Source organism: Neobacillus bataviensis, from assembly GCF_019969725.1.
Map to the genome: position 1 here is coordinate 202,768 of NZ_JAHXYW010000008.1, position 17,828 is coordinate 220,595.

Sequence of the window (17,828 nt, forward strand, 5' to 3'; positions counted from 1 at the left end):
ATCACCTCAAGTTTAGCCAATCATTACCTATTATTTTTTCAAAAATTAGTGTTTTTGTCAATCTATTCATAATCCGTTCGCTTTAATTGCTCTTCCTCCACAATCATCTGCAAATCATAAAAGGTAATCAGGTTAATTGAATACAAATGATTATTTTGATATTGCTGCGCTAATTCATATAAATATTTGGGACTTCCTTCCTTTTCATGATCGTAAAGGAGAAGCATACCATCGCTTTTTTGAATAAAAAATTGATTCTTTAAACGGTATTGCCATGGTTTTTCATAGCCTTTTTTTGTAACCGAATCAATAAAATCAGCTTGAGCGAGTATAGATTCATACCATTCCTTATTAGTTTCATTCCAGGATACTTGTTGGTCCAAAAATGGTGTTATGACTGCAAGCTTTAATTCAGGAAATTCTGATTGCATTTCAAACACAACTTCGGCTGCCCACAATTCCACTCCAAGCTGGCCGCTAATGAGCACCCATTCTAGCCCTTCTTCTGCCATTGGCATTAAGACCTTTTTAATGGCCGCTTTTATATAGAAAACTGACGGATGGTCATTTTTAAAAATACCTAATTCAAAGGGCTTATAACCTGAAATTGCCAATACTTTATTCAAGGAAGTTCTCCTCATTAAAAAATTTAAAAATGGACAAACATTTTTTTAAACAAAGCATAACATATAGTAAACAATAAAAAAAACAAGGGCTAAAAAGCCCCTGTAATTAGCAATGACCCCTAAGGTCTAGGTCCCATAAAAGGTCCTGGAGCGAACCCTGGACCTCCTGGTGCAAATCCTGGACCTCCTGGGCCAAATCCTGGACCTCCTGGGCCGAATCCTGGACCTCCTGGGCCGAATCCTGGACCAAATCCTGGACCTCCTGGTGCAAATCCTGGAGCACCTGCTCCCGGTACAACATTCGGTAATGCATTCGATACTGGCATTACTGGTGCACATGGGTTGCAGCAATTAATATGTTGGTTACATACCTCTTCAGCACATGATGCAGTCTGCGGACAGTAATGTTTATGTTGGAACATATGATGATTTATAGTTGTAGTGTGTACTGGATGAATGTGCGGTACCACTGTAGTTGAGAACGTATGGTTCACAAAGTTCTGAGTCGGATGAATGACTGGCGGTGTAAAATTAGTTCCTAAATACATTTCATAATCTCCCTTCAAATATTGTGTTTACATTAACAGCCTATGTAAAAGGGATTACTCTTGTACTAAGGAAAATACCTATTTTTGCTAATCTTATAAAAACGAATAAAAGCTATCTTTTAAATTCGTAAAAACAAAGGCAGTTAAACAAACAACTACAAAAAAGGCAAACAAAATTGCTTTATACATATTACCACTCCATATTGTTTCTATCGTGTTTTAACTCAACACAATTTAACATTTTACCCTTTTCAACTATGATTAACAATATGGAAAAATGATTTTTTTAAAATAAATTTTTAAGATTTTGTGACAGCATATCGAAGCTTGACGAAAAGAGCAGAGTTATTACATTTTTTGACGAAAATTGCGCTTACCCAGGAAATTTTGCTAATTTTCGTTCTAACCGTTCACTTCTTTTTTTAAGCTGTTCATAGGAATACTCACCGGTTAATTTAGGAAGTTTGGAAGTTTGAGTAACGATTAAAATCGCTTCATGACAATAAAAAATAGCACTCTTATAATCTTTGACTTTATGCTCATAAATTTTAGCAAGCTCTAAGCAGGCCTCAAGCGTTAATTTTTCATCCTTGGAATCGACAACATCGGCAAACAATTTCCGAGCCATTTCCCAATTCTGGTCTTTTTTGTGCTGCAAAGCGAGAGCAAGTTTTGCTTGATACGAAGGGAAATCACTGCCCTCAACAAGCTTTTTTAATACCTTTTCCGCTTCCCTTTTCTCCCCTAAGCCCGCAAACCATCGGCCAACTTCAAAGGACTCTGATCTCGTTTGCTTCTCGTCAATTCCGCAGATTTGAAAAGTTAGATGAGTATATAATGTGATCAATGACAAAATATCGATTTCATTATGTTTTAATATTCCCAGCATCCCCTCTGGCTGCTTACTTTCAACAAAATCGAAATAGATCATTGGAGCCAAAAATCCAGGGATATCATCTACCCGTTCAACCCCTAGAATCTCTTTCTCCACGACAGCCAGCTTCATCTTTTCTATTTTGTGCTTCCATAGCCTTCTGGCTGCATGGAATAAATCAAAATGTCCAAAAGCCGGAAGTTTCGGAACATGTTCTCTCACAAGAGTATGACGCGTCTTAACCTGCGGCCAATCGAAGGATTTTCCATTATACGTGACAAGCGTTTTATAATTCACTTTTTCTAAAAAACTTTGGTATAAAGGAACTTCCGCCCCTGGGTGCGGTAAAATATGTTGTCTTAAGATTAGTTCTTCCCCGACGAAACTTGCATACCCTAATAGAAAAATAGTATTTCCGGTTCCTCCCCCTAGTCCAGTTGTTTCGGTATCAAAGAAGAATAAATCCTCAGGCTGATGGCCTTGTGCGGATAACGGATGATTAATTGGTCGCTTGTTCCATAGGGCCACTGCAGTCAGAAAGTCACGAAAATAATAAATCCCATGCTTCTCGGAAATCGGATATTTCACTTCCCTGATTAAGCAATAATCCTGATCCATATAATAAGGAAATATGTTTTCGCCCGCCCATTTTTCCCGGAATGGCACATCAATTGTAGGAACTATGGGCGGCTTTTCTATTTTTTCCGGCTGATTTCCGCTAGTAAGGTGCGGCTTTAGCCGATTTAATTTATTTTTTAATGACATTGTCACACTTCCTTGTCACTAATAGAAGACTGCAAAAAAGAATCAATAATTTTTAAGGCGTCCTTTTTGGCGGATTCACTAACGGTTTCTGTGCCAATACATGACGGACAACCGGATTCACATTGACACCGATTAATCATCTTTTTTGTTTCTGCAAAAACCGCTGCCATTCCGCTGTGGATTTTTTCACTTAAGCCTATCCCGCCTGGGTAGCGATCATAAAAAAAGATGGTCGGCTTTTCATTATGGTCGGCCTTGACTTGCGGAACCACATGGATGTCCTGTGGATCGGACATAACAAATAAAGGAGCGATAGACCCAAGTGCATGGGCAGTTCCCACAAGCCCTTGCTCAAGTCTATCATAGCCCATTTCTGCTAAAGGTTTATTTAATGATATCCAGGCTGCATTCGTATGAAGTTCCTCCTCAGGGAGGTGAATGGGACCAGAGCCAATATTTTCGTGGGTTTCAAACTTGATTTTCTTAAAAATCGTCGCCATTGCCCTGACACTGACATCGCCATAACCAATTTCAGCATTATCCATTGTTTTAAGTTTATCTACCTCTAAGACCTTTAATTGAACAGCTAAATTTGCATCGGTAAAATAATCTACGTCTACTTCTCTCACAAACGCCTTTTTCTCTTCCCAATCCAATTTTTCAACCTGGAATTGGGTCCCTTGGTGTAAATATATAGCTTCATCATGTAGTAAGGTCATCGCGGAGAAACGGTCCATTTCACCAATAACCTTTACATTCGCCACGTCAGATTGATCGACGATGATTACATTTTCCTGCGAAGCCGAACGCAAGCTAATATTATGGGCTGGGAACGAATCATTCATCCAATACCATTTGTCGCCATTTCGATAAAGAACGCGTTCTTCTGACAAATACTCCAGTAATTCCTCTGTACCAACACTGCCAAACTGCTCATCCGCTTTAAACGGAAGCTCATAGGCCGCACATTTCATATGATCGATTAAAATGATCAAATTATCGGGATTGATTCTTGCCGTTTCTGGACTCTTATTAAAGAAATAGTCTGGGTTCTGGATGATAAACTGATCCAATGGACTTGAGCTGGCTACCATTATTACTAGGGCCTCACCATGCCGTCTTCCCGCTCTGCCTGCCTGCTGCCATGCACTTGATATTGTGCCTGGATAGCCAGTCATAATACAAACCTGAAGTTGTCCGATATCAACTCCTAATTCAAGTGCATTTGTGCTAACAACACCGTAAATTTCACCTGAGCGAAGACCTTTTTCAATCCTTCTTCTTTCTGTAGGCAGATAGCCGCCTCGATAGCCCATGATTGATTTGGGGCCTAATTGATTTTTCACTAATTCTTGCAAGTAGGTCAGAATAATTTCCACCCTAACCCTGCTTCTTGCGAAAACTATTGTCTGAATTTTATTTTTTAACAGTTGACCAGCTAGTTTTCGAACTTCAAGTGTTGCACTTCTTCTTATATTTAAGGGCTTGTTCACAATTGGCGGATTATAAAAGAGAAAATGCTTTCTGCCGCTTGGAGCTCCATTATTATCGATTAAGTGCATTATTTCTTCTGTTAATTTTTCCGCAAGCTCAAGTGGATTGGCAATCGTTGCGGATGTACAAATAAATATTGGATTACTTCCGTAATAACGGCAAATCCGTTTTAATCTTCGAATGACATTGGCTACATGGCTGCCGAACACGCCCCGATAGGTATGGAGTTCATCAATCACGACAAATTTAAGATTTTCGAACAAAGACACCCATTTCGTATGGTGCGGCAAGATGGCCGAATGAAGCATATCAGGATTTGTAATAACGACATGCCCAGCTTGTCTTACCCTTTGACGAATATTTGCTGGTGTATCACCATCATACGTATAGCTGTTGATGTCAACACCTGCCGCTTGAATAATTTCATTGATTTCACTTTTTTGATCCTGTGCGAGTGCTTTTGTAGGGAACATATATAAGGCCCTTGCATTTGGATTTGAAAGAATCGTTTGCAACACTGGAAGATTATAGCAAAGTGTTTTTCCTGATGCAGTCGGTGTAACGGCTACGATACTGTTACCTTCCATAATCTTTTCATAGGCGGCTTTTTGATGTGTATAAAGCTTCTCAATCCCTTTACTTTGAAGCGATTGTATTAAAAAAGGGTGTAAATCTTGGGGAAGTGAAACTGTTTGGGCAGGCTTTTCATCAAGGGTATGCCATTTGACAATATTCTCTTTAAAGTCATCATTTATTTTTAATTCTGATAGAATATCTTGCAGGCTTTTTTTCAACATCATGACTCTCACCTCATTACTTCTATTTTAGCGAATAAACGTTCGCTGCAAAAGATTATATACAAAATTTTTTCTATTTCCTGCATTGATATTTTTACCTTTTATAGAAAGAGATTACTTTGAACCCTTAATTTGATACAATAATAGTAATTGAATTTATTTGAAGGTGATCAAATGAAAATAGATGAAATAAAACGAGTCCTATCTGATTTTTCTCTTTTTCGTGAGTTAAATGATTTCGAATTAAGCAAAATTACCGATATTGCCAACGCCAGAGAGTGGAAAAAGCAAAGCCATGTTTTTCTTCAGGGTGACCCGCTAGAAAATGTTTATTTTATTAATGATGGAAAAATCAAAATTTACAAAAGTGATATCAATGGTAAGGAACAAATAGTTACCATCGCGAAAAAGGGCGAAATGTTTCCCCATGTTGGTTTTTTTAGAAAAGGGGATTATCCTGCCTATGCCGAGGTTCTTGAGCCATCGACCCTTATTGCAGTCCCCATATCAAAATTTGAATCCGTTTTGATTGAAAATCCGGAACTTTGCATTAAGGTCTTTAAAGTCCTAGGTGAAAAGATTGTTGACCTGCAAAATCGTCTTGAGGAGCAAATTCTTAACAATACATATGAACAAATTGTCAAACTGTTAATTCGGCTTGCCCAGAAGCATGGAAAGGAACTGGAGGATGGAACAATCCTGCTAAGGTCCGAATTCACGAATAAAGATCTTGCCAATATGATTGGGACAACAAGAGAAACCATTAGCCGGACACTGACCAAAATGAAAAAGGACGAATTAATTGAAGTGGACGAAGACGGAAATATGATTGTAGACATCGAAATTCTCATGGAAGAAATTAACATAATCTAAAAAAAGCCCGCAGCAAAAATAAAACGCTGCGGCGTTTTATTTTAACCGCACCCACCCAGGCTCAATTTCATATGATATCATGTGAAATTTCGAAAGTGAGGGTATCAAAATGTCATCAAAGCTTCCGAGTGATAAAAATAATAACTCCAAAAAGCCCGTACCTGAACCTTTTCGTGAATTAGTGAAATCAATGAACGACTTATTCACTGAAAAACCGATTAGGGGGTTTTTACAATCTATCGATGAGTTTTTTAAACATCCATTTCCTCCAACGGCAGGCTTTCATGTTGAAACATTAGAAACCGACAGTGAATATATTATCACTGCTGAACTTCCTGGTGTAAAAAGAGATCAGATTCATTTAAATATGAGGGAAAACTATATAACTATCTCTGTGGAAAATAATCAGATTGAAACCCAGGAAGATGATCTTAACCAAATTTATTCACGGAAAATGTTTAGGCAGCAATCTTCAAGAACGGTTTCCCTTCCCCAGACTATCAATGAAAAAAAAGTAAAAGCATCGTATCGAGATGGTTTATTACAAATTCGAATTCCACAAGAAAAAGGCAAGGTCATTGAGATTGAAGATTAAATTAACAGCGTAATAAAAAGAGACGGCTTAAATTAAGCCGTCTCTTTTATTACGCTTTAAAAATTCCTCCAAATCCTTTGACTAGCGAGGAAACTTGGTTGACTGCATTCATCATTTGACCTGCTGTATTCACCATCTTATTAAAATCAACGGATCCATCCTGCGATTTAAAGGAATTCATAAAGGATTGCATTCCGCCAGGTTGTTTAGGTATGACATTTTGTTTTGGATAGGGGTTCATCATAGGATACCCATTCATGGCTTGAAATTGGTTGGGTTGGTATTGGTGATACATTTCTTCCTGTGGCTGCAATGGATTCTGGAACAAGAATTGTGAGTCTTTTTGTGAATTATTTTGGTTCGGATATGGGATATTTTGTGGGGCGAATCCAGGTTGATAGTTTTGGGCCATTTGCTGAAAAACTTGCGGGTTATAAGGATTTTGTTGTGGATATCCGTTCCAATTATAATTTCCAGGTGGAGTCTGATATAGAAATGGTTGAGTACGAGCAATATATGGCTGATTCCATTGCTGACCAATCGGGCTCTGGTGCATCATTTGCCCCGAATATCCATTATGAAAGTATTGGTTTGGCCGCCTTTTACCAAACATGGGCAAACATCTCCTCCGCATTTATCTCTCCTACAATTTATGAAGGATATGAGTGAAAGGTGATTAATTGGAAAGGGACAACCTATGTCAAAATCCCGTGAATTTTGTCTAAAGTTTAAATATTTTAAAAACTAAAAATCTCTTTTTTTCGTGATACGATATAAAAAATGGTGAAGGAGGAGCTTTATATGAACATTCGTGAATTAAAAAGCAGATTTATTCAAAGTCGGGATTACATCACAGATGACGTTAATGCACTAATGGATTTTGCTAAGAAAGCCTATATTCATAACGAAATTAGCATTAAAGAATATCGCCTTCTTGTCCGCGAACTTGAAAGTCAAGGCGCGGTTATTCCTGAAATTGATAAGGAAAACTCCCTCATCGAACATTCCTAATCTATAATCTAAAGAGATGCAAAATGCATCTCTTTTCTATTTGTTCACTTTTAAAATTTCTAAAAGAAAATATTCAATTGTTCGGTGGGTATTTAAAAACCTTGTCTTGCTGGTTTCTGGAAAAAAACATTGAATTGAGAGTTGTGAAATATGCTCTCTCGTCGTATCAATTTGCTTAAGATGAATATGCTTAACCGACTCATTTTTCAGCCATGCGTTCATGGCATCTTTCCACCGGTCGTTAACTTCTCTTACCTCATTTGAAAATGGTTTAACAGTTTCATGAAAATCATAGCTAATGCCATTTTCTCTTCCTTCCTGATAGTATTTTAGAAATAGGCGGTTATAGTGTAAAAGTTTTTCTGTTAAGTCGATAATTTCTGTCTTCATTTTGCCAATACCCCTTCATAATCTACAAATAAAAAAGCAGCATTGATTTTCGCTGCTACTTTATCACATTATTTTCATTTTAACGGTAATTAAAAACCTAATTCAAGTTCTAACCGTTTTGCAGCAGGGTTTTTGTTTGACTCAATACTGTTTTCGAAAAATGCTAAGTTAACTTGATCGATTTTATTCTCTATGAATGAGAGTTTCAATGCAGAATCATTTATTTTACTTTGCTCTTCCTGGTTTAAACTAATGCGAAGGTCGGAGAAAGATGCCTCAAGAACAGAATCCAATTCTTCCAATTGATCGTATATTTCAGTCAGCATCGATACCAGCTTTTCTTTTTCAGACATTGGCTTATTCATATTAAAAACCCTCCTCGCTTAATCTATATGGTATAATTCTCTTTCTTTGTTTGGCTTCCTTCCCCCTTGACAAAACTAGAAGCTATTCGTCAAAGAAAGTGTCAAAATAGCAATTTACTTATATTATTTCGACACATTCCTAAGTTCGAATGAAAAATAAAAAACGGCACAAGCTAAAGCATGGAGGTGTTAAGATGCCAAAAAAGACTAAACCAACCAACAAGCAGAAGCAAGCAGCATCGGGAAAAAATGTTGGCTATGGTGATAAAAAGCTAGAGGGTCCAGATCGTCCTTCTACATAAGATTTTCAAAGAAAAAGCAAGGAATCACACCTTGCTTTTTTTATTCGAATTTTTTTAAGTTGAGGACTTTTTGGAGGGATAGCAAAAATTGAAGTTGATTTGATTTAACGAAATACCAATCAGTTAGATGTATGGGGTGGCGATGGCGAGCCGGAAAATACATCCATGCCGGAGAAATCCTTCGATGCTGACTCCAATCAGTGCAGGTATGCTGATCATGCTCAATTACGGGAAAAACTGCCCTTAATAAAGGGGTATTTCGTTGCGTTTTAACTTTAAAATACTGTTCATAATCATATCTTGAACCTGTATGCGGCGTTTTTGCAGCGAATTCATAGAAATAAGGAAATAAACGAGGATGAAACAGAATGCTGGCAAGTCTTTTTCCTAAATCAATCCGCTTAGAAAGGGAAGTAAATCCGTACACACTAGCCCCATAAACCTCACCCCCGCATGTCGGGAACAATACACAACTAAAATGAAGCCAGTCCTGAAAGGAAAAGATAAGCGAACGAAAAACTTTCTTCTTATACACTGGGTGCTCAATGACAGGTTTTTGGATCACATTTTGCTCGTTAATAATCAAAGCCGTGGTCAGCCTCTTTCTATCTCTTTCTTTCCAATAACGATTCCATTCCTTTTGAATAAATGTGGATACATTAAAATTAGGAAGTAAATGAAACATTGGCTTGTTGATTTTCGTCGAATATTGATAGAGCAATAACTGGGGGAATACGTCATGGAAAATAAGCCAATTGGCCATTTCATACGTTAAAAAAAGCTGTTTCCTAACCTGCGGAGTGAGTAAATGAGGGAGGACTGATCCCTCCAGGTCACACATATTCCATCCTCCATTCCGAGAAACCATACTGGCAAGGAAGGACCACATAATATCCGTATTTTTATTAAAATAAGAAAAGTAGGCATTAGTTCTAGATATATTATCGATATTTCGCTTGTTTGTTTCTCTTCGAATTTGACGAATGATGGTTTCTTCCTGTATTGTAAGATGATTCATACTCATCTTCCCTTAACGAGTTTTAATAGATTATAAGCCTTGATCGAACCGTAAATGGGTTCATGCTCTTGTTTGACAATCAAGGTACAATTGTTATTAGCTTGTGCATGTTAATTCATTTTATTCACCCCATTTTCTCCAAATTTGATATGATATGTTTAGCTTGTGAGGTGTGTTTAGTATGAATTTTAACTATCCAAATGGGAAGAAGTATATCACTAAGGAGCTGCCAGCGGAAAAGACAGCAGGCAATAAAAAAAACGGCTCCTACAGTAATAGAGGAATGACACTGGAGGAAGATCTGAATGAAACAAATGATTATTATCGGGAAAGAAAAATAGCTGTTATTCATAAAAAGCCAACACCAGTGCAAATTGTACAGGTGGATTACCCAAAAAGAAGTGCTGCCGTTATAAAAGAGGCTTATTTTAAACTAGCCTCTACTACCGACTATAATGGGGTTTATAAAGGAAAATATATTGATTTTGAAGCGAAGGAAACACAAAATTCAACTTCTTTTCCACTAAAAAATTTCCATCAGCATCAAATAACTCATATGGAAGAAGTCATGAACCAGGGAGGAATTTGTTTCGTCATCCTTCGTTTTACAAAAAATGAGAAAGTTTATTTGCTTGAAGCAAAGCATCTCCTTTCTTTTTGGGAAAGGATGGCTAATGGAGGCAGAAAATCGATTACAATGGAAGAAATCGAACAGCTAGGGCATTACATACCGCTTGGATATCATCCAAGAATTGACTATATTAAAATAATTGATACACTTTAACCTTTTTTGGAAAGGTTTGAAAGGATGGAATTTGTTTATGGCAGACCAATATCAATCACGAGAGGAGCGCCGAAAGAATCTCCAAGCTAAAGGAAAACCAAAAGGAAAAGCCAAGAAAAAACCAGGCGGACTATTTAAGAAAATATTTCTATCTCTCGTTGTCCTTGGTATCGTTGGCATTCTGGCTGGAGTTGGTACTTTCGCCTATTTAGTGAAGGATGCTCCCAAACTTGATCCTAAATTATTAAAAGATCCAATCCCCTCTAAGGTTTTAGATAAAGATGGAAAACTAATATCTGAAGTAGGGGCGGTAAATCGTGAATATGTAAACTATAAGGACATTCCTAAGCAAGTCGAGAATGCCATTTTAGCCACAGAAGATTATCGTTTTTACAAGCACCATGGTATCGATCCAATTCGCCTAGGTGGTGCCGTATTGGCTAATATACGACATGGCTTTGGCTCTGAAGGGGCTAGTACAATTACACAGCAGGTTGTAAAAAATTCATTTTTGACCCCTGAAAAAACATTAAAACGTAAAGTTGAAGAAGCCTGGCTCTCCTACCAGTTAGAGCAGCAATACACGAAACACCAAATTTTCGAAATGTATGTTAATAAAGTGTATGTTTCCGAAAACAGCCACGGTATTGCCACGGCAGCAAAAATCTATTATGGAAAAGAATTAAAAGATTTAACTCTGGGAGAAGCTGCGCAAATTGCTGGAATGCCGCAAAGTCCTAATAATTATAATCCGTTTGAACATCCGGATTCAGCCGAGAAAAGACGTAACATCGTTTTATCTTTAATGAATCAGCATGGATATATTACAAAGCAACAAATGGAAGATGCGAAAAAGGTGTCTGTTGCTTCTACTGTTTTGAAAGAAGAACAACGGAAAATTGATGAAAAGCCGTTTGAATCTTTTGTCGATGCAGTTATTGATGAAGTAAAAGAAACAACGGATCTTGATATCAATACAGACGGTTTAACCATTTATACAACCTTAGATCCGAATGCCCAAACCTATGTTGATAAAATTTTAAACTCAAAAGATATCATCCCATACCCTGATGAAGATATTCAAGCTGGGATCGCTCTCCTTGATACGAAAACAGGTGAAATTCGGGCAATTGGCGGTGGCCGAAATCCAAAGGTAAAACGCGGATTTAACTATGCAATCGATACAAAGCGCCAGCCAGGCTCGACCATTAAGCCAGTTCTCGATTATGGTCCTGCTATTGAATACTTAAATTGGGGCACCTATGAAATGATTGAGGATAAACCGATTACCTATTCAACCGGGAAAAAATTCGGAAATTGGGACCAAAAATACAAAGGTCCCATGACGATTAGAACCGCCTTGCAGTTATCACGCAATACTCCTGCCGTTCAAGCACTTCAGCAGGTTGGCTTAGATAAAGCAAGAGATTTTGCGTTAAATTTAGGAATTCCATTGAAAGAAATATATGAGTCCTATGCAATCGGCGGCTTTGGCGGGAAAACGATTGGGGTTTCGCCGCTAGAAATGGCGGGTGCCTATAGCGCCTTTGGTAATAAAGGCATTTACACAAAACCGCATGCGATTACTAAAATCAAGCTCCGTGACGGGACAATGATTAATACAGCTCCAGAACCAAAAGTGGTAATGAAGGACTCAACAGCTTTCATGGTTACGGATATGTTAAAAAGTGTATTGGTATCACCTGGAACTGGGGTAAGAGCGAAAGTACCAGGACTTCCAATTGCCGGTAAGACAGGGACGACAAACTATACAACTGATGAAATGAATAAATATAATATTAACAGCAGTTCAGTACCGGATGCCTGGTTTACAGGATATACAACTAACTATACGGCTTCTATATGGACCGGGTACAAAGATCGAACCACGCCAATTACAGCTGTTGGAAATAATCAAAGATTAGCGCAATTAATCTTTAAAAATTTAATGGCCTATGTATCAAAGGATATTGATACTCCTGATTTTGAGATGCCAAATAGTGTTCAAAAAGTTAGGATTGAAAAAGGCTCAATGCCTCCAGTCTTAGCTAGTGAATTCACCCCTGATAGTGAAATTACGACCGAATACGCTCTTAAAGGGCATGCGCCTAAAAAAGTATCTCAGAAATATAATAAACTTGAAGCTCCAACGAATCCTGTTGCCAAATTAGATGAAACTGGTCAAAATATTGTATTGACATGGGACTATAAAAATGCGACCGAAAATGTTACTTTCGATGTATCCGTTGATAACGGAACCGAAGTGAACCATATCCCTGTTAAAACGAACACTTTGAGTATTCCTGCTACACCTGGCACGAAATATACGTTTGCTATTGTTGCCATTAGCGGAAATAAAAAGAGTGATCCAGTAACAGCCTCCATTGAAATTCAAAAGCCAGCCAATGAAAATGACACAGGCAATGGTAATGGGACTGAAGGCGGGAATGGCAACGGAAATGGAAATGGTAATGGTAATGGGAATGGTAATGGGAATGACAACGGAAATGGCGAAGGCCAAGGTGATACAGGTGATACAGGTGATACAGGTGATACAGGTGGAACAATTCCGCCAATAACCATTCCGGGTACTCCTTCGAGCGGTCAAAGTACAGAACCACGAAGTGGAACATAAAAATTTATATGATCAAAAATAAAATCGTCTAGGCCTTTGGCTTAGACGATTTATTTTTGATTGTTTTCTTCACAAAATGTTTTTCCTGTTCATCCATCAGCTCTGAGAGCTGCCGGTAAGAATGATATAAATTGGGCCTTGCTTTAATAAATGCCAATCGTTCTTCAAGATTAACCGGTTTTGTCTCTAATTGGTCAAATAACAGAGTCCCTTGAAAAAAGGACCTATCATTGGACTTCAATATAAATTGAATGAATAGCTCGATCCCTTTCTCCATCCATTCCTTGATATTTTTAAGGCTGCGGCTGCGAAAAGATTCATCCAGTCTTTCTTTTACTAGCTTCCATTCCTTTAGGATGTTTATCACTTCTTGATCTTTATCCATGGGAAACGGCACTGCCCTTCATTCTTTTTTTACCTTCACGGCAAATTTCTAATAACGGGCATGATGGGCACTGAGGATTTTGAGCTTTACAATGATACCTTCCAAAAAAGATTAAGCGATGGTGGGTAACCGACCATTCATCTTTTGGAATTCGTTTCATTAAAGTCTTTTCCACTTCCAATACGGAATCCTTCCACCGGCATATTCCTAGACGCTTACTAACTCTTTCAACATGCGTATCAACGGCGATGGCAGGGACATCAAAGGCAACAGAAACCACGACATTGGCTGTTTTTCTTCCCACACCCGGCAGTTTAGTTAACTCGTCCCTATCTTTTGGAAGTTCTCCGTTATATTCATCTAAGATCATTCTGCAGAGACTTTGAATATTTTTCGCTTTATTCCTGTAAAGTCCAATCGAACGTATGTCATTTTGTAATTCCTCAAGCGGAACTCTTAAATAATCTTCCGGTGTTTTATACTTTTTAAATAATTCCTTTGTGACCTTATTTACGAGCGCATCTGTACATTGTGCCGATAATGAGACAGCAATAATAAGTTCAAAAGGATTTGAATGGGTTAATTCACAATGGGCGTCTGGGAACATCTCTCCCATTTGATCTAAACAATATCGGATTTGAGTATTATTCAGCATAACATTTCACCTGCTTGTACGTAAAACTATTATTGTTCTAACCAGTTGTAAAAGGGAATCGATGAATGCTGGGATTCATCTTTAACATTTGGTTTCAGAGATTGTTTTTGACGAAACTTTCGTCCCTGGTTTTTAGCTTGTTCTATTGTTTTTATACCGTTTTTCTTCCACTCAAACAGGATCCTATCAATATAGCGAAAATTTAATTTGCCTGACATTACAGCTTCTTTTAATCCCGCTTTAATAATAACTGGGTCATGGTGATCATCATCCATCCACATCCCAAGGGTTTCGCATTCAAATGGTGATAAAGGCCGGCCAAACTCCTTTTCAAAACATGTATATAAATCAGTTTCCTCAGCCTTCTTTTCCATTTGGTTCATATTTTGATTTTGAATCATAAATTGATCCACGAGTCTCTCCCACAAAGGCTTTAAGGAATACTTTTCAAATCGGATACCTTCATGCGAATATTCATCCATGATTTCAATGAAACCTCTTTGGATTAGCCTTCTGAGCATTTCATTGCATTCTGAAATAGAAATAGTCATTCTTGCAGACAGTTCTTCTGGGGTTGGAAATTCATTCCCTTTTTCTAAAAAAGTAAGTATATTTAGTAAAAGAACGAGCTCTGTTTCGTTTAAGTTAAGATTGCGGTATTCAGAAAATAATAGTGTTGGTATCGAAATATTACCTTCTTGGAGCCACGCTAATAAAGTTGTTTTCATCTTTTGGACACCTCCTGATAAGTATACCATGAACATTTTATCCGAGTAAGAGTATTAGGTATCCAGCATTGGAAAGGAAATCAAAAAGCCTGCAGAAAGCAGACTTTTTGTAAATATCAATAGTTCTAACTATTTTAGTTTTTAACGTTCGCTTTTTCTAGTACAAACTGGTGAATCCTTGCTACGGCTTTTTCTAATTGTTCGAGAGAAGTTGCGTAGGAAAGGCGAATATTATCTGGTGTTCCAAACCCTGAACCAGGAATGACAGCCACTTTTGCCTCTACAAGTAATGCTTCTACAAAGTCATCTACTTGGTCAAAACCAGTCATTTCAGCAGCAGCTTTCACATTTGGATATAAGTAAAAAGCACCTTGTGGTTTTACACAAGTAAAGCCAGGAATTGCAACTAACTTATCATAAATGATTTCTAATCTTTTTTCAAATGCCTGACGCATTTCTTCTACTGGTTCTTGCGGACCGTTGTAAGCTGCAATAGAAGCATATTGTGCAGTTGTAGTGGGATTCGATGTACTATGGCTGGCAAGATTTGTCATTGCTTCAATGATTTCTTTATTTCCGGCAGCATAACCAATTCTCCATCCAGTCATGGAATGTGATTTGGAAACACCGTTAATGACAATTGTTTGTTCCTTAAGCTCAGGTGATAGCTCGGCAATCGATATATGCTTAACGCCGCCATATACAAGCTTTTCATAAATCTCATCTGAAACGATGAGAATATTTTCTTTCAAACAAATTTTACCTAATTCTAAAAGTTCTTCAGCTGTATAAAGAACACCAGTTGGATTGCTTGGTGAATTGATAATCACCGCTTTAGTTTTTTTCGTAATAGCCTTTATAAGTTGTTCCGGTGTAATCTTAAATTGATTTTCTTCAGAACCCTCAATATAAACGGGGACACCGCCTGCTAATTTAACTTGTTCGGGATAGCTTACCCAATAAGGAGTAGGAATGATAACCTCATCGCCATCATTAAGAATCACCTGAAATAATGTATAAAGAGCATGCTTGGCTCCATTGCCTACAATTATTTCATTTGGTTTATATGTTAATCCCTGGTCTTGTTCAAATTTCTTGATAATCGCTTTTTTTAATGCCGGTAATCCAGCTGAAGGGGTGTACTTTGTATAGCCTTCATTCATCGATTCTACTGCAGCATCTAAAATATGTTGAGGTGTATTAAAGTCAGGCTCCCCTGCTCCTAAACCAATTACATCCTCTCCCTTTTCTTTTAATTCCTTCGCTTTAGCGGTGATTGCTAAAGTAGTAGAAGGTGTAAGTGCCAAAACTCTATTCGCCAGCTCCACTACCATGCCTGTTCCTCCATTCTCCATCCATTCTATAGATTTTCAATTTTTTTCAGCCATTCGCCTGTTTCAAAGTGTACATAATAATAATTTATTAAATTATTTTCAGAACGATAATAAATTTCCCATAATGGGATATTTTTTTCCATACCTAACCGTACTGAAATAATTTTTTTAGGTTTTTTTTCTTGTAATAATTTTTTTATAGCCTCATTTTTCGTGAGACCATTTTTTGCTTTTTTCACCATAACTTTTTTACTTTTTTCGGGAATCCATACAATGATATTTTCACCTTTGTTATTTTTTCCCTCGATTACATTTACTGTCTCTAAACCATTGTAAATATGAAAGTCCTCTACTTTACTAATTTGAACCCTTTTATTAGCAAGCAGTAACGCTTTTTCTTCAGCCGCTTTTACAGGTTCTTCTGCAGAGAAATATACCTTAATCAAGACACCAAAAATACCAAGAACAAATAATGCTAGAAAAAATAACCACTTTTTCACTTTCATTCACTTCTTTATGTACGATATATAGTAAAAATCGCTTTATTTTTGTCTTCTTGATCAAGGGCCAATCCAAACATAAGGTCTTTTTCTTTCAAGGTACGATTCAGCGCATCAACTACTTTATATAAATCCGGACTATGCTGGATTTTTACAGTTGATATAACTTCTATTTTACTTTCCATTCAATTCCTCCATAAAACAAAATCGATATAAATTTCTTCTCAATTATTATAACAGGTTAAAGCGAGAAACGTACTTGAAAATGCTAGAATAATTAAATGAATATTTTTACTCCTCTGCTGCAGCGGGCAAGGGAATTACTTCATAGTTTGAATCTGTAAATTTAATTGTCACTGTACCGTGTTTTTTTGTAAAATATATCTCCGACCAAATATCATGTAAATCGTGTATGATTTCAGTATCAAAGAGATCACCTTCATCAGCAAATAGAATCGAAATTTGCGGATTAAAAAATTCGATTAATTTTTCAGTTATTGCGTCTTCTTTAGCGAAAAGAGGAGTTTTAAAAACGTTTAGATTCTCGAGGTTCCGAGTTAAAAGCTTTTGTTCAGCGCGTTTGCTAAAAGAATTCATCATGAAAATTCGATGGTTAAAAAACTCCAAAGTAAAATCTAAACCTTCGTTTTGCATACTTCCTAAAAATTGAACTTCAGCTGTCAACTCAGGGAGAATTTCTTTTTTCGTGCCCTCTCCCCAAGCCACAATTGATAGCTGATTTGCAGGGTTTAAACTTTTCGATAGGAATGCCGCCATTTTTGGTGTAGTAATTATCTCTTGGGTTTTATATTTTAAAAGAAATTGATTGATCAGATTAATATGGGTTTCAGGTTCATCATTGGTAAGGATGAGCGTAGAAATTTCCTCGACATCATACAGGCTCAGCCATTTTTCCAATTCTTCTTTGCTTTCTTCTCTCCCAATATTCACTAAAATATTCCCGCCATTTGGTCCTTGAATAAGGGTCGCTTCTCCAGCAGACAATCCTAAAAAGGTAATGGCAAACTCATGGTCCTTCAGTTTCAAATCAATATTTTCAATATTACTTGTCGCAAAAACTGTTGAGGTGGCTTGAAATATGATCGTTATTAAAAGCAATAAAATTCTCATGCACATTCCTCCCATTGA

Annotated in this window: 20 protein-coding genes; 5 read left to right on the forward strand and 15 right to left on the reverse strand. The window is 37.3% G+C overall.

The features are described from left to right. Positions 1–62: 62 nt before the first annotated feature. The 4 genes from LC455_RS20185 to LC455_RS20205 all read right to left on the reverse strand — a co-directional run bounded on the left by LC455_RS20185 (position 63) and on the right by LC455_RS20205 (position 5,107). The gene (locus LC455_RS20185) at positions 63–626 is read right to left on the reverse strand and encodes a DUF1273 domain-containing protein (RefSeq protein ID WP_223593415.1); all 564 of its coding nucleotides are present in this window, start codon (positions 624–626) and stop codon (positions 63–65) included. A gap of 119 nt (positions 627–745) precedes the next feature. Beyond that, positions 746–1,174 carry a CotD family spore coat protein gene (locus tag LC455_RS20190; protein ID WP_223593417.1) on the reverse strand — a complete coding sequence of 143 codons (429 nt, stop codon included), beginning with the start codon at positions 1,172–1,174 and terminating at the stop codon, positions 746–748. A gap of 373 nt (positions 1,175–1,547) precedes the next feature. Beyond that, on the reverse strand, positions 1,548–2,813 hold the full coding sequence (locus LC455_RS20200) for a ribonuclease H-like domain-containing protein (protein ID WP_223593419.1): 1,266 nt from the start codon (positions 2,811–2,813) through the stop codon (positions 1,548–1,550). 2 nt (positions 2,814–2,815) lie between these two features. After that, the gene (locus tag LC455_RS20205) at positions 2,816–5,107 is read right to left on the reverse strand and encodes a DEAD/DEAH box helicase (RefSeq protein ID WP_317851457.1); all 2,292 of its coding nucleotides are present in this window, start codon (positions 5,105–5,107) and stop codon (positions 2,816–2,818) included. A 171-nt stretch (positions 5,108–5,278) separates the two neighbouring features. Here LC455_RS20205 and LC455_RS20210 point away from each other — a divergent pair, with 171 nt between their 5' ends. Together LC455_RS20210 and LC455_RS20215 are read left to right on the forward strand one after the other, a co-directional pair. After that, positions 5,279–5,977, forward strand: coding sequence for a Crp/Fnr family transcriptional regulator (locus LC455_RS20210; protein ID WP_223593420.1), 699 nt, complete (start codon positions 5,279–5,281; stop codon positions 5,975–5,977). Positions 5,978–6,086: 109 nt separating this feature from the next. After that, the gene (locus LC455_RS20215) at positions 6,087–6,572 is read left to right on the forward strand and encodes an Hsp20/alpha crystallin family protein (RefSeq protein ID WP_223593421.1); all 486 of its coding nucleotides are present in this window, start codon (positions 6,087–6,089) and stop codon (positions 6,570–6,572) included. A gap of 49 nt (positions 6,573–6,621) precedes the next feature. Here the strand turns inward: LC455_RS20215 and LC455_RS20220 are convergent, their stop codons facing one another. Continuing rightward, a complete protein-coding gene (locus LC455_RS20220) occupies positions 6,622–7,185 on the reverse strand; it encodes a YppG family protein (protein ID WP_223593422.1) in 564 nt (187 codons plus the stop codon). Positions 7,186–7,373: 188 nt separating this feature from the next. On the opposite strand from LC455_RS20220, the gene LC455_RS20225 reads away from it, so the two are divergent. Beyond that, positions 7,374–7,583 (forward strand): YppF family protein, encoded by a 210-nt coding sequence (locus tag LC455_RS20225; protein WP_223593423.1) that lies wholly within the window; start codon positions 7,374–7,376, stop codon positions 7,581–7,583. Positions 7,584–7,619: 36 nt separating this feature from the next. Here the strand turns inward: LC455_RS20225 and LC455_RS20230 are convergent, their stop codons facing one another. From LC455_RS20230 to LC455_RS20240, 3 genes are all read right to left on the reverse strand, one after another. Beyond that, complete coding sequence (locus LC455_RS20230; protein WP_223593424.1) at positions 7,620–7,973, reverse strand: YppE family protein; 354 nt, start codon at positions 7,971–7,973, stop codon at positions 7,620–7,622. Between the two features lie 89 nt (positions 7,974–8,062). Beyond that, complete coding sequence (locus LC455_RS20235; RefSeq protein WP_223593426.1) at positions 8,063–8,338, reverse strand: hypothetical protein; 276 nt, start codon at positions 8,336–8,338, stop codon at positions 8,063–8,065. A gap of 342 nt (positions 8,339–8,680) precedes the next feature. Then, complete coding sequence (locus tag LC455_RS20240; RefSeq protein WP_223593428.1) at positions 8,681–9,658, reverse strand: DUF2515 domain-containing protein; 978 nt, start codon at positions 9,656–9,658, stop codon at positions 8,681–8,683. 181 nt (positions 9,659–9,839) lie between these two features. On the opposite strand from LC455_RS20240, the gene recU reads away from it, so the two are divergent. Together recU and LC455_RS20250 are read left to right on the forward strand one after the other, a co-directional pair. After that, positions 9,840–10,442, forward strand: a complete 603-nt coding sequence (recU, locus tag LC455_RS20245) for a Holliday junction resolvase RecU (protein WP_223593430.1) — start codon at positions 9,840–9,842, stop codon at positions 10,440–10,442. A 37-nt stretch (positions 10,443–10,479) separates the two neighbouring features. Next, positions 10,480–13,077, forward strand: a complete 2,598-nt coding sequence (locus LC455_RS20250) for a penicillin-binding protein 1A (protein ID WP_223593431.1) — start codon at positions 10,480–10,482, stop codon at positions 13,075–13,077. Positions 13,078–13,105: 28 nt separating this feature from the next. On the opposite strand, the gene LC455_RS20255 is transcribed toward LC455_RS20250, so the two are convergent. The 7 genes from LC455_RS20255 to LC455_RS20285 form a co-directional block, all read right to left on the reverse strand. Then, a complete protein-coding gene (locus LC455_RS20255) occupies positions 13,106–13,462 on the reverse strand; it encodes a YpoC family protein (protein ID WP_223593433.1) in 357 nt (118 codons plus the stop codon). Then, complete coding sequence (gene nth, locus LC455_RS20260) at positions 13,455–14,117, reverse strand: endonuclease III (protein WP_223593434.1); 663 nt, start codon at positions 14,115–14,117, stop codon at positions 13,455–13,457. The genes LC455_RS20255 and nth overlap by 8 nt, the downstream gene beginning before the upstream one ends. A 29-nt stretch (positions 14,118–14,146) precedes the next feature. Beyond that, complete coding sequence (locus tag LC455_RS20265; protein WP_223593435.1) at positions 14,147–14,845, reverse strand: DnaD domain-containing protein; 699 nt, start codon at positions 14,843–14,845, stop codon at positions 14,147–14,149. A 134-nt stretch (positions 14,846–14,979) separates the two neighbouring features. After that, entirely contained in the window at positions 14,980–16,173 is a 1,194-nt protein-coding gene (locus tag LC455_RS20270) for a pyridoxal phosphate-dependent aminotransferase (RefSeq protein ID WP_223593526.1), read from the reverse strand. A 32-nt stretch (positions 16,174–16,205) separates the two neighbouring features. Continuing rightward, positions 16,206–16,679: a cell wall elongation regulator TseB-like domain-containing protein gene (locus tag LC455_RS20275; RefSeq protein ID WP_223593436.1), complete on the reverse strand. Its 474-nt coding sequence runs from the start codon at positions 16,677–16,679 to the stop codon at positions 16,206–16,208. A 14-nt stretch (positions 16,680–16,693) separates the two neighbouring features. Beyond that, the gene (locus LC455_RS20280; RefSeq protein ID WP_223593437.1) at positions 16,694–16,864 is read right to left on the reverse strand and encodes a YpmA family protein; all 171 of its coding nucleotides are present in this window, start codon (positions 16,862–16,864) and stop codon (positions 16,694–16,696) included. A gap of 106 nt (positions 16,865–16,970) precedes the next feature. After that, positions 16,971–17,810: a hypothetical protein gene (locus tag LC455_RS20285; RefSeq protein WP_223593438.1), complete on the reverse strand. Its 840-nt coding sequence runs from the start codon at positions 17,808–17,810 to the stop codon at positions 16,971–16,973. Positions 17,811–17,828: the final 18 nt, after the last annotated feature.